A 12053-nucleotide genomic window follows, 5' to 3' on the forward strand; every position below is an offset into this window, starting at 1 on the left:
CCCCTCTCCCGGGTAAAAGAGGGCGGCGCTGGCCGCCCTTAATTCACTTAGGTACCTTTATAGCCTTTTTTGTTTGCGCAGCTTCCCTACTCATCTATTTTTCTGTTCGAAACCAACTAAGCGCACACTAATAATAGCGTTTTCTAGTTCTTCCATTCGGTAAAATTCAATATAATCTGCTTGTCCGCGCTCCATATTAACCATCTGAATTCGGATGCAATCAGGTTCCCTTCCATCCTCTTCTTTATAGGCTTCATCCGCGAATTTTTCCCAAAGACTTTCAGCCATTTCTTTGATATAGTCAAACGCTGATATATTCCGGCTAGGCGGGGATTCATACAGGATAATTGTCCGGAATTCATCAGTCTGTAAAATAACTTCAAATGTATATTTTTCTGTGGTATTGCAGCCGCCTTCGTGGTATTCGGTAACCGTTGGCAGTTCTTTGAAATCTTCTCTTTTCGCAAAACAAGTAGTATCTGTAGCGCCGAAAAGTCCTACGCCATCCCTATGCAGCGATACTCCGTAGATATGCTTTTCTACTTTACATTCCTGGCACTCTTTTGGTATAGGCCGATTATCTTTTTTCATGTCTTCCGGGTGATACTCCCGACCTAAAAGAATACCTGTAAAATGCTGCTTATTTTGGGGCACGTCAAATGTTTTTCCACACTCGGCAATAAATTTAGCCATCACTTATCCTCCTGTGGATAACTCGGCGTTTCTTTTTGCGGCCGGTCATCACCCTGAACTTTATCAGCTCGCTCCAACTCAATGATCATGTCACAAGCTTCGCTAAATGGGCACTCTTCGCAGTCCTCAATAAGTTTTATAATCGGGCAGTCAAGGCCTTGTTGATCTGAACGCTGGAATGCATCAAATAAAACTTTACCCAGGGAAGCATATTGTTCAGGGGTAATCTCACTCATATCAAGCCTCCGTACCGGTATCATGGATGACCTCAACGTCAATAATTTCGGCATCTAAAATGTCTGGTTCCCGCTCATCATCTGTATCGGCCTCCGGAGGCGACAATTCTTGCACCGGCTTCGACGAAATAACCCTAAGCTCCGGCCGGCCGCCGATCGCCATCGGCATGCCACCAGGCAGAGCAGCCAAATGCTCTTCCGGATCCACGTCCTCAGGTTCCAGCTCCAATTCCGTCTGATTCAACAAGCCTTCCATTTTTCTGAGCGCCGGCGACCAGAGCCCATGGCGCCGAATGATGGCGTGGAAGTCCTCCACATCGTGCCCCTGAATGTACCAAACCTTGTTGCCGGCATCATCGGTACCGGCCGAGCAGTGCTGTAGCTCGTGATCTAAGAGTGCGCGCTTATCTTCCGGCTTCAATTGCTCCCATACATCCCGGTGAATGGTAACAATAAAGTCATGACCAGTTAAAAAGTTGACTTCCTTCCCAACCTTCTTGGCCTGGCCCCACGTGTCGCGTTTTTTGACTTCCCAATTTCCAGTCCGGAACAAATACTTTATATTAGCTTCAAACAAATGGCTGTGATACTCCTCAATAATGTCACGCGCCAAGGCTTCCAGATCCTCGGACGCATCGTAAAACTCGGCTGCCATACTCTTCACTCTCCCCGCATATTTATACAATCTATTTTTAATTGAACGCATCGCCGCCGGTTGTAAAAACGACTCTTGGCGGTGTAATTCTTTTTTCGGTCGCCGCGGTTCCATTCGTAGGATATTTTGATGATTCCACGCTCTTCCAGGCCCCTTAATACAGTTATGCGATCTAGCTTCAGCCGCTCGCAGATCCTCCGCTCCTCACAAGGCGGCAGATACAAGTAGTTCTCCCGCTGCGGGTAACGAATAAAGCTGCTCCGGATCTCCTGGAGGAATAAATCTACGGCTTGATCTAGATCCTCCTTAAGTGTTTCTGAAGTCTCCAAAACGGCCAGAAACGCGCTGTAATCGACACCTGATTCTTCGGCAGCCTCTATGACCGCCAAGCGGCGCAACTCTATTTGCTTGGCCTTTGTAAGGCCCTTGCCGAGGCTATTTATGAGTTTGAGCTTGCGCATTAGGATGCTATCTGAATGGATTTTCGTGGCTTTCTTTATCCGAAAGTAGTTGTTCACTAACTGTCGCTGGATTTGCCAGGCTATATCATCGTTGAAGGATTTGACTAGCATTAAATAGCCGGACTCGGTGAGAAGGATCATTCCTTGAGGGTTTTCCCGTTCGACGAAATCCGTCGAACGCATTTGACTTTGGGTAAGATGAAAAAAGTCTTCACTTTCAATAAAACGCTTTCGATTCTCACGAAAATTTCTTCCTGCTGTCCCGTCAGGCCGCCCATGAAGCACGTCAATGTCTTTAAAGGTGATAACCCGCTGCCGGCGATACTCTTTTATACCCAAACTGTGTTCCTGACCATTAACAGAAATCTGAATTACACTACTCACTGCCTTCCCACCCAGGCCTGCAGCTCTTCCTCCCATTCTGCCCGGAAGCGCGCCGGCAGCGGTACTTGTTTGGATTCCAGATATACCTTCGCACTGGCGCATGAAATAATTTTCCCCTCAGAATTCTTTCCGTTCTGCCGGCAGCGAATGCCGGCGCCAGAACTGCGTATGACAAGGATCGTTCCGACTTGGTTAAACAGTACTTCAATTGTTTCACCGGCTCTATATCGCTTGCCGACTTCCGCTGACATCGTAACTTTCCCAGTCTTTGTAACCGTAATATAAGCGGCGTTCCTTGTGGTCATCGCATTGCTTGCGTTAAATACGACGAATAAAGACAAGTCCAGCTTCGTGACAACTGGCGCCACCGGTACCGGTCTTGTGCTCTTTTGGCTTGCCATAGGCCTCCCTCCTTTTCGATACAAGTTATACCCTTCTATTGTGTCGGGGTCTGGAATCAGGTCAATAAAACGAGTCCGGTTCTCTCCCACCTCTTGAAATAACGAAACTACGCTACCGCTACGCTTTTGTGCAGTATTACGCCGTATCTCCTTATACAAAGCAGATTTCAGATGAAGCAACGCATAAGTGACAAAACTGGCGCCACGGGCAGGGTTATACCTTCTCCAGGCGTTGATCAAAGCAATACTGGCAATTTGAAACAAATCTTCATACTCAACATGGATCCGGTATGGATAGTAGTGGCTGATAGCGTAATGGATAAGGTTTTCGTATTCCTTAAAAATATGCTCCTCAATACCCATCTTTGCGACCTCTGCAAATAGGTGTAAAAATTGTGCCCCGCCTGGCGGCCGCACCGTTCCCGGCAAACAACTACCAGGCGGGGCAGTCTTGCTCAATTAAAACGATTCGGCGCCGGCTGCGACCTTTTCCTCAGCAGCAGTTGCGGCTGTGGTGGCTTCATTAGGAGCAGAAGCTGCCGCTTTTTTCGGATCCCAGTCAATACCATAGTCTCTGGGATCGAAAAGGCCTACCGCTTCAAAGTCGATACCAGTCCATTTATTATTGCCGCTGGATTTTTCCGAGGTTGTCATACGGGTAACAACTCTGTTAACGCCGGTCCGTGCCGGAATCAACACTTTCTTGCCATTGCCCAAATAAATGCCTTGCGCATATTTACCCCAGCTGATTGTGGTAGTTAAAGGGAAGCTCATAAGGTAGATTTTGGGGAAATCATCTGGACTCAACGTACTCACCGGTACAATGTAGGCCAGGTAACGTAGTTCCAGAGATTGTAGGTTATATCGGCATTGTGCGTCAGGATTTTCTTGCAGCCAGGCTGTAAGTTCTTGCTCGGCTTCTTCCTTATCGCGCTTTGCAACAATCAAAAGACCTTCCTCCGGAGATTTTTGCTCTCCCCACAGTGTCCAGCGTTTCTCGCCGTATCCAACCACAACATCAAATGAATCCGTATAGTTCGCTACAACGGCATCATTGGAATCCTTTTCAACAAAATTGCCCTTACTGTCAATAGAAAGCCATGTACCGATATTGACGAAATCAAAATCCATGCCTTCGTTAACGGCCAGAAAATCGTTTTTGATATTCTCCAGCATGGCCGTTATATAGTTAGTGCTGACGGCCACCGTGGCCACCGAATTATTTACAGTTGTTACGTTACTCATGAAATCATCCTCCATTTTTTTATTTACCAGGTCATTGCACCCAGAAACTTATCCAGATTTTTCTCTACCTCAGACCGAGGCTTGTTAGGCAGTTTTAAATCTAGGCGCTTATATACGCTGCGCCGGCTGGAATACTGACTCTTAAACACCCCCACGTTGTAATCAACATAATCAAACCAAATGGCTTTCTTATTCGGGTTTGCGGGATCCGGCCGCATGATCCGGCCGATCTCCTGCTCGACAGCGGCGCCGTTTTTCGAGCCAACGGCATCGCCGCGCTTTGGCATCGCCATATGGCCAATACTGAGGTGTGGCAGATCCAGACCTTCACGCGCCAGCTGAGTTGCGAATAAAATATCAACTTTTTTATTGCGGCAGGCTTCCATACGGTTTTTACGCTCCGTATTGGCAATTTGCCATTCCTTATATTCCTGGTCCGTGTACTGCTCAACCTGTACCTCCCAGCGCTTCAGCCGGTCACTGTACCGGCAATCAATCGCCTCGCCGGCCTTCACCATATTTCTGGCTGCATGCTCGGTACCGGCCGCGCGCCAGGCATATCTCTGAATAGGCCCATGAATAACGGCGATTCGCGGTACCTGCCCCCACCTGGTTTTCGCAAACCGTTCCACCATGTTTTTCAAAATGTAGCAATACCGTACAGATTCTGTAATAACAATGCTTGGCATGTGGGCGTGATCCAGGATGTTGCCGGCAATGAGCTTGGCCCGGGCCTCATCGGCAATCAGTGCATCCAGCAAAGCCCGGTAGTCAAGTTCCTCGCCGCCGGCATCGATGGAGTTTATCTCGTTCCGGTCAGAGGCCTGCTCATAGGCAAAGTCAGTGTACACGAACCGAATTTCCGGCTTAACCAGGCGGCCGGCTTCATATAAGCCGCTGCGCTTGATTTCGTATGTCTTCGGGCCAATACCACGATACATGTAAACTTCCAGCCTGTCTTTTCTGTCTGTCGTTGCGGTTAAGCCTAGCATGTTAGCAGCCGCAAACCGGCCTCCCACTTCCAAGAAGGCTGCTGCCGGGAAATGGTGAGCTTCATCAATGGCCAAGGTCCCTATTAACGGAGTCAGAGCTTCAATTAATTTTGGATTTTCACTCAGGGTTTGAACTGTGGCTACAATCAGCTTGCCGTCACCCCACTGCTGTTTTCCGTCTCCCAGGATACCGACATGCCCTACGCCAAGCATTAATTCTTTTGCTTTGCCTACTGATTGATATAGCAGATCTTTGGTATGTGTGAGCCATAATGCTGGCTGCTGATTTTGGTATATATACCTCATACCCATAACAGTTTTTCCGCTTCCGGCCGGTGCCACCAGAATGCCGCTTTCCCCATCCAATGCCGCAAGCGCTGGTATTTGGTCATCTTTTAGCGGGTATTTGGGATTCCATTGGCCAAAATCAATAGGCGGAAGAACCGTAGTCTGCCAGGTAATTACTCGTTCGCATTGATATTGCGGTTCATTTAGCAGTTCTTTTAAAAATCCTCGGGGGACAATAATGTCAGTACCTTCTAGCACATAAAGAGTAAGTTTCTTGTCAATACCCCAGCTCGGCCGGCGCTTAGCCTTACGGTCCAAATAAACGGGGTTGTCCACGGTCAGGGCAGCTGTAATGGCTGCCCTAAGTGGGGTGTTGGCACCGCGGATCCGGAGGTTATTGCTGACTGTTATAAGAACTGGCAATTTTGCATTACCTCCGACAAATCATAGGCGGGGCCAGACATCTTGGCATTGGCCGGGTCATGATAATAAATTCGTTTCAGTTGCACGGCACCAACCTCAACCTGTAAATCAATAAGCGTTTTTCTAGTTACATAACGGTGATTCAGCTGATGTAGGTGGCGCTCTAAAGTGGCTAACCGAATGGCATAAGCGTCATCAATTTGCGGATTTAAAAAAGATACAAGCACCAGGCCTATATTGTTCGGTAATGCTCTGTCAAAGTCTCGCAATCCGTGCAACTGGTTAGGACGTAGCATACTGAGTTCAAACCGATCTCCCATGGTCCGCTTCATTTCAACTAAGAAATTTGCTTTAGACGTAAGTACAATTTCATCCCCGGGCCGGGTACCGGCACCGCCATCGGTTATCCGCATGCGCCAAACGTTAGGGATGAGGCGCCAGCTGCGACGGATCTCCTTTTGAAAATCATCACCGCGCTGCTGGCGTTCTTTTTGCTTAAAACTTGCTGGAGAGCTCATGTGCTAGGCTCCTCTGCCCGCTAAGAAATTCAGCAGCGCCGCCTGGAGATAGGCTTTGGCCCGGATGGTCTCAACAGCTTCCTTAGCCGTAAACCAGGCATCGCCGGCCTCGGCCAGTTCCACATCAATTGCATTGATCTGTGCTGTTAAGTTGGCCACCTGGCGCCTCTCTTCCACAGACGCTCGGCGGCGGAACGCATCCCGAGCCGCATCATTATTGAGTGCAATTTTTTTGCCCTCCTCCATAACATACTGGTCGCGGCCTTCCCCCTCAATTTGCATAAAAGCTTCCGCTTCAGCCAGTTTCACCGCGGCCTCCATTGTAGTCTGCTGCTTAACCAGACCGGCTTTATCCTGATAAGTGCCTTCCTTTTTTCTGCCGGCATTTACCGTCCAATCAAGCGCCTGGTCAAGATTTCTAATCGTTTTTTCCACTTCATCCGGGGATAAGACCGGAATGTATTCCGCCGGCATCGTCCGGACGGACGCGTTTGACAACTTCTGGGCAGCCACCTTAACTTTATCCGGACCGTATAACGTAACTAAATGCTCTAATTGCTCTTGAACATCATTCATGCAAGTTCTCCTATCACGCAGCGCCAAGGCGCTGCTCCTGAATTTTTTCTAAAGTTTTCTTCACAACATCCGGTGCTAAACTTTCCTTTGCAGCAATGGACTCAACAATATCATTAATATTGAGAAGCACTTTTTCGCCGCTGCCGGTCTGGATGAGCGCCGCGAATTCTTCCATGGCGTACTGTCTTTGCTTTTCTGCTTCAATTTTTGAACGATCCAGCACCTCGCTTCCTGGCTTGGCCGACTGCAGCGGAATCAATTGAATATCAAACGTCTGCTTGTCCAGCACATCGATGAGGGCTACTTGTATTGGCCGCTCGATCTCGCCGGTACTGGCGCTGATCCGCGTCAGGCTACCCGGGTTGCAAAATACCTTGCCGTCTGAACGCCGGTAGATGCCAAAACCGTGATGGTCATGGCCGGTCAGCACCAGGTCTGCTGTCGTTTTGACATCCTGAATTAAGGTGAACCGGTCAAAGGGCGGCGTATGGTCGAGCAGCATGCCGTGGGTGATGTGAATTTTAAACTGCTCATCCTTCCAGTGAGTGTCGTAACCATGCCCTTCTCGGTCTATTCTCCCGGAGTAGGGTCCGAAAGTGATGGCCACATCCGGATATACCATCACCTGGCTTTCGCTGAATACCCGGAATTTCGGCACCAGCTCTGCCAGCAGCCGAAGGCTTGTCCGGTCGTAAGTATCCAGATTGTAGCCGTGAATGTCGTGATTGCCGGCGCAGGTGTAGAAATCTACCGGACACTCCCGGAATACTTGCATAAACTCAACCAGTACGCCGATTGATACCTCCGGCCGGTCCCAGATATCGCCCGGGCAGAGAATGGCTTTAATTTCATGCTGTTCAGCCAAACTGAAAACTTCCCGGAGTTTGGCTTTGACGGCTTCTTTATAGTCATCTATACGGTTGCGGGGATTGGTGCCGCGTAGGTGTAAGTCGCCAACGAATAAAAACTTCACGCGACGCCTCCTTTCATTTTCGTAGCTTTAAGCAACGCTTCCCCAACAGTGCCAAGACCTTGCTGTTCATTGTCAGCTTCCACATAACTGTATTGGCACTGCTGAACGGCAGCCGGGTTATAGGCGTAAATATCATGTTTCATAAGTATCCGGCGAGCCTGGCACTCTCCAAAATCTTTCCTAGTACAAGTTCGGCAAGCATGTTCAATGAGAAATTCATACCAATCTTTAAAATCCTTGGCCTCAAATGATACCATGCTTTGCAATTTAGCTACTTCTTGAAAGTGCTTCTTAGCTTCATTCTTTGGGACAAAGAGGACTTCAAGCCGTTGCATGCTTTCCATAAAATTCAGCTTAGCAGTTTGATCCAGAAAAGATTGGCGCCGGTTAAGGGCTTTGGTGGTATAAGTTCGAGCCCGGCGCATATCGGCCATAAACTGTTTGTCTGGCTTATTGGCTTTTTCGTAGTCCTCAATAATCACGTCAAGAATGGCTTCGAGTATCATTAAGCGGATGAAATTCTCTTTTTCTTGCCGGGAAAAATAAGGGTTCAAACCGCTTTCACCACACTTTTACCATTGACTTGAGATACCGCCAGGCTAACATCGCCAATCTCAGCCAACGCGTCATTGTGTGTAATCAGGATCATCTGTCGGCCGAATTTTTGGCTGTATTCCTTAAGGAAATATGCCACATTCGGTGCAAATTCCGCTGATACGTGTTTGCCTACCTCATCCAAAAGTACCGGCCCTTTAACCTCTGACAATTCAGCTACAGCCAGTCTGAGAGCAAGGCTCACCACATCGGCAACTCCGCCGCCCCGGTCATAATCCGGTGGCTTAAGCTGTGTCACAATGCCTTCCGACTCCAGCCAGTAGTCGACTTCCGGCCGGTTCGCCCGGATCTCCAATGACAACTGAAATTTGTAATCCTTGCCGAATACAACCGAAAGCGCCGAAGTGACTATCTCTTCAATCCGGCTTTTGGCCTGCTGCCTGGCGAAGTCCGAAGTGAGCTGCAGCAGCCTTTGCACCTTTTCATTGAGGTCCAGCGTCTGAGTGGCTGCCATGCTTTTCACTATCTCCGCGTCCCTTTGCTCAAAGAGCAGATCCCGCTTGGCGATTTGCTTGGTAATCTTCTCTGCGGCTTGCCGGACGTCCAGTTTGATTTTGTTTACATGATAGGAGTTAATCGTGAACGATTGAGCGGATTCCGTACTTAAATTGCTAGTTTCTGTGAACGATTTGCCCCAATCTGTATTTAAAATGTGATTTCCGGGTGCAGAAGGCCCTAGTAAATCACGCAATGCCATAATCATGCCTCCTTAAACCTGAGGGATAAGTCCCTCGACCGTAGTCAACGTATCAGTGATTGCAGTTTCCAGTTCAGCAATCTTTGCAGCAATTGTTTCCGGTGTCACGCCTTCGGCCGCCATTTTCTGAACCACTTCCTCGCGCTGCTGCTCAGCAGCCGCTTTCTGGGTCTCGGCCACGGTCTTGGCCTGCTCTGCTCTCTTTAGATTGCTCTTGGCTGTTTCAATTCTGGCTTTAATGTCCATGCATTGTATCCCCTTTCTCAATTACCCTCTCACACAAAGGGCATATATCAACTTCCGTCCATAAATCCTGAATGACTTTTTCTTGTGCAACTACCGCTGTCACGGCGGCTGCAGCCTTCCTGCCGGCGTCCTCATAGGTGCTGTGTTTCACCCGGTATACCGTCTGCAGTTCCCGTAATCGATCCAGGAGACTACGCTGTTCATCCAAACCGACAAACAGCGGTTCCGCTTGATCAATCCCTTGTAAAGCGTCCAGCAGTTTTTGCCGGGCCGCAATTGTCACGGTATGCGCCTGGTATTGGGTAAACAATAATTCCAGATCATCCAGCCGCTGTATTCCCTGTTCCACCTCGGCCAGATCGGCAGCCGCTACATCCAGGTCCTTGGTCACTGACAGTACGGCATCCACTGTTCCCAGAACTTCAAGCTGCCGTGCGTGCCGGTTAGCATATTCACTTAGGACATCCGACTTAGAGAGCAGCTGGTCGAGTGCTACCAGATATTCGCCCGCCCATTGAAGATCAGAGTAACGGGCAAGCTCCTCCTGATGCCGGGAAATCGCCATATCGAGCTGACCATGTTTGCCTGCCAGCTCTGACAGCAATTGCAGGCGCTGTGCATCAGACTCCGCAGCCTGTAGGCTTTGCCCAGCAGCCGGCAGTGACACATAGTTCTGCAGTTTTGCCTCAAGCGCCGCCAGGTGTCCATCCACCTGTGTTTTCTGGAGCTTTAACGTAGATAATGTTTCATACTTCAGTTGCAACTGATCGAACTTTTCTAAAAGCAGTTCGCATGCCCCCACTTGATCTTTAAGCAGATCAACATTGGCATACTGTTGCAGATCCTCAGTCAGCTTCTCGATCCGCTTGTCGGCCTGCAGCTTGTCCTGTCGTGCGCCGTAGGTATCTTTGGCTACAGATTTTATGGCCTGGTCGACAATCTCCGTGCCAGCAATCTTGCCCAGCACCTTAGCACCGGCCGAAGGAGCTTCGCTGATCAGAAACGGGGCATCCAACTGAAAAGCAAAATTCAACGCTATTTCAAAATCACCAAAACTTTGCCGGGTGATGCCGAGCGCCGCCGTGACTTCCGGCGGTACATCGGCCTGCTCAAAGATTTGTCCTTTCCCGCCGGCCGGCGCCAGATGATGGATGGTCCGCCCACCTTTCCTGCGGCCTTTTGTAATGACCGTCCCGTCATCCAGCGTAATTGTGACTATTGCCTCACCAGTCGCCTGGTTAACAAAAGTTTCGCCGGCCGGCTCGTTGAAGGCCACCCAGCGTATCGCCCGGATGAGCGCCGTCTTTCCGGAGTCCGTCGGACCGGTCAGAACGGTAAGCTCCGGACTAAGGGTAAACCGGCTATCAACGTGCGATTGAAATCCTTTAATTTGAACAGATACAATCACGAAATCACCCGCCTGACCATACGTACTTGCCTGCAATTGATCAATTTTTCGGAAACCTCTATTTTAACGCTTGGCTTAGGGTCCCATCCTGGCCGGCCTTCCCGCCGCATGCATTTCTTGCACTGCCTTACGGCGTCTAATTCTTTTTTGAGTGCACCCTCCTGATAAATGCAGGTGGGGCATGTAGCGCCTTCATTGATGTATAGGCTGGTCATGCTTCTTTATTTCACCTCTTTATGCATATATGGCTTGCATACTGCATATTTTATAATGGGGGAGTCTACCCATATTGACGGAGGCTAAATTGCTCCTCCGGGTTATATGCAACAAGAGTACCTTCCCATGTCGCCCCTGACTCATTCCAAGACATCTGATACTTTGCCGGCAAAGGGATCCCGAACCTGGACAATTCTTCACTTAAATAAGGGTTTCTATATCTGGATTTTTCCTGTTTTATCAAATACGCGCTGTCTTCATTGGGAACAATCGCGATATGATTCCTGTCAGGAGATAAACCGATGGCAACCAAGTAACCCTGAAAGATTCTTCGTATCCCGCTTGACAACGAGAATCTGCCATCTCCCGATACCGTTAAGAATTGTTCCGTTTGTTTCAGGCTGCCATCGTACCACGTGTAGTTTGGATACAACGCTTCATAATCTGGCCTATCATTTTCTACGGCAGTATCCTCTGAAAGCAGCTCATCAATCGCATCTTTTAACTGATCTGAGAGTTCCGGCCCCTCACTCGATGAATATTCACCGGCATCTTCTGCCGACTCTTCTGTCGGGGATTCTTCCATTTCAGTTGACACTATAGCTAACTCTTGCTCTGGTACATCAGGAGTAAGAGTAGGACTCGTTTCCTCATGTTCTGGAGGATCCATTATCTCGAGTCGCTCTACCACTGAATCCACTTTCGTATTCACGCTTAGCCGCTTGAATATCGCCGTTAAACTTCCGTAAGGCACGTTATACTGCATGGCAATCTGTTTCTGGGTTACGCCATAGGACAGCATCAGCTCAATGCCACGTGGATCCGCTTCCATCAGATCAGCCCTGGTCATCTTCTTCGCCTTTGAAATATCTACCGGTGCGTAGTGATTATACTTGTCCCAAAACTTGATGTATGAAACAGGATCCACAAGCTCTGCAGTATGGGGAGTTGCAGGCGTATTAGTAGCAACTTTCGGAATGGAATACCCTAATTTATGAGATTTGACTGACTTTCCGGCCGCCATCC

The 12053-nt window shown here is 48.9% G+C and carries 15 protein-coding genes; all 15 read right to left on the reverse strand.

Annotated features, from left to right (window positions below; translation table 11 throughout):
* Nucleotides 1-90 precede the first annotated feature (90 nt).
* Nucleotides 91-693 (reverse strand): hypothetical protein, encoded by a 603-nt coding sequence (locus tag SATMO3_RS28610; RefSeq protein ID WP_371374453.1) that lies wholly within the window; start codon nt 691-693, stop codon nt 91-93.
* Nucleotides 693-929 (reverse strand): hypothetical protein, encoded by a 237-nt coding sequence (locus SATMO3_RS28615; RefSeq protein WP_371374455.1) that lies wholly within the window; start codon nt 927-929, stop codon nt 693-695. Before SATMO3_RS28615 ends, SATMO3_RS28610 begins: the two co-directional genes overlap by 1 nt.
* Before the next feature lies 1 nt (nt 930).
* Nucleotides 931-1584 carry a putative metallopeptidase gene (locus SATMO3_RS28620; protein WP_371374458.1) on the reverse strand — a complete coding sequence of 218 codons (654 nt, stop codon included), beginning with the start codon at nt 1582-1584 and terminating at the stop codon, nt 931-933.
* A gap of 5 nt (nt 1585-1589) precedes the next feature.
* The gene (locus tag SATMO3_RS28625; RefSeq protein WP_371374461.1) at nt 1590-2429 is read right to left on the reverse strand and encodes an ORF6N domain-containing protein; all 840 of its coding nucleotides are present in this window, start codon (nt 2427-2429) and stop codon (nt 1590-1592) included.
* Nucleotides 2426-3193 carry a sigma-70 family RNA polymerase sigma factor gene (locus tag SATMO3_RS28630; RefSeq protein ID WP_371374463.1) on the reverse strand — a complete coding sequence of 256 codons (768 nt, stop codon included), beginning with the start codon at nt 3191-3193 and terminating at the stop codon, nt 2426-2428. The genes SATMO3_RS28625 and SATMO3_RS28630 overlap by 4 nt, the downstream gene beginning before the upstream one ends.
* A gap of 96 nt (nt 3194-3289) precedes the next feature.
* Nucleotides 3290-4075, reverse strand: coding sequence for a hypothetical protein (locus SATMO3_RS28635; protein WP_371374466.1), 786 nt, complete (start codon nt 4073-4075; stop codon nt 3290-3292).
* A gap of 23 nt (nt 4076-4098) precedes the next feature.
* Entirely contained in the window at nt 4099-5778 is a 1680-nt protein-coding gene (locus SATMO3_RS28640; protein ID WP_371374469.1) for a DEAD/DEAH box helicase, read from the reverse strand.
* Nucleotides 5763-6296 (reverse strand): hypothetical protein, encoded by a 534-nt coding sequence (locus SATMO3_RS28645; protein ID WP_371374472.1) that lies wholly within the window; start codon nt 6294-6296, stop codon nt 5763-5765. Before SATMO3_RS28645 ends, SATMO3_RS28640 begins: the two co-directional genes overlap by 16 nt.
* A gap of 3 nt (nt 6297-6299) precedes the next feature.
* Nucleotides 6300-6872, reverse strand: coding sequence for a hypothetical protein (locus tag SATMO3_RS28650; RefSeq protein WP_371374475.1), 573 nt, complete (start codon nt 6870-6872; stop codon nt 6300-6302).
* A gap of 13 nt (nt 6873-6885) precedes the next feature.
* Nucleotides 6886-7845: an exonuclease SbcCD subunit D gene (locus tag SATMO3_RS28655; RefSeq protein ID WP_371374478.1), complete on the reverse strand. Its 960-nt coding sequence runs from the start codon at nt 7843-7845 to the stop codon at nt 6886-6888.
* Nucleotides 7842-8399: a DUF5651 domain-containing protein gene (locus SATMO3_RS28660; RefSeq protein ID WP_371374480.1), complete on the reverse strand. Its 558-nt coding sequence runs from the start codon at nt 8397-8399 to the stop codon at nt 7842-7844. The genes SATMO3_RS28655 and SATMO3_RS28660 overlap by 4 nt, the downstream gene beginning before the upstream one ends.
* A complete protein-coding gene (locus SATMO3_RS28665; RefSeq protein WP_371374483.1) occupies nt 8396-9157 on the reverse strand; it encodes a hypothetical protein in 762 nt (253 codons plus the stop codon). Before SATMO3_RS28665 ends, SATMO3_RS28660 begins: the two co-directional genes overlap by 4 nt.
* Nucleotides 9158-9169: 12 nt before the next feature.
* The gene (locus SATMO3_RS28670; protein ID WP_371374486.1) at nt 9170-9403 is read right to left on the reverse strand and encodes a hypothetical protein; all 234 of its coding nucleotides are present in this window, start codon (nt 9401-9403) and stop codon (nt 9170-9172) included.
* Nucleotides 9393-10811 (reverse strand): AAA family ATPase, encoded by a 1419-nt coding sequence (locus tag SATMO3_RS28675; protein WP_371374488.1) that lies wholly within the window; start codon nt 10809-10811, stop codon nt 9393-9395. Before SATMO3_RS28675 ends, SATMO3_RS28670 begins: the two co-directional genes overlap by 11 nt.
* Nucleotides 10812-11091: 280 nt before the next feature.
* Nucleotides 11092-12051: a hypothetical protein gene (locus SATMO3_RS28680; protein WP_371374491.1), complete on the reverse strand. Its 960-nt coding sequence runs from the start codon at nt 12049-12051 to the stop codon at nt 11092-11094.
* Nucleotides 12052-12053: the final 2 nt, after the last annotated feature.

Origin of the sequence: Sporomusa aerivorans (assembly GCF_041428895.1) — a bacterium.
Taxonomy (GTDB): Bacteria; Bacillota; Negativicutes; order Sporomusales; family Sporomusaceae; genus Sporomusa; species Sporomusa aerivorans.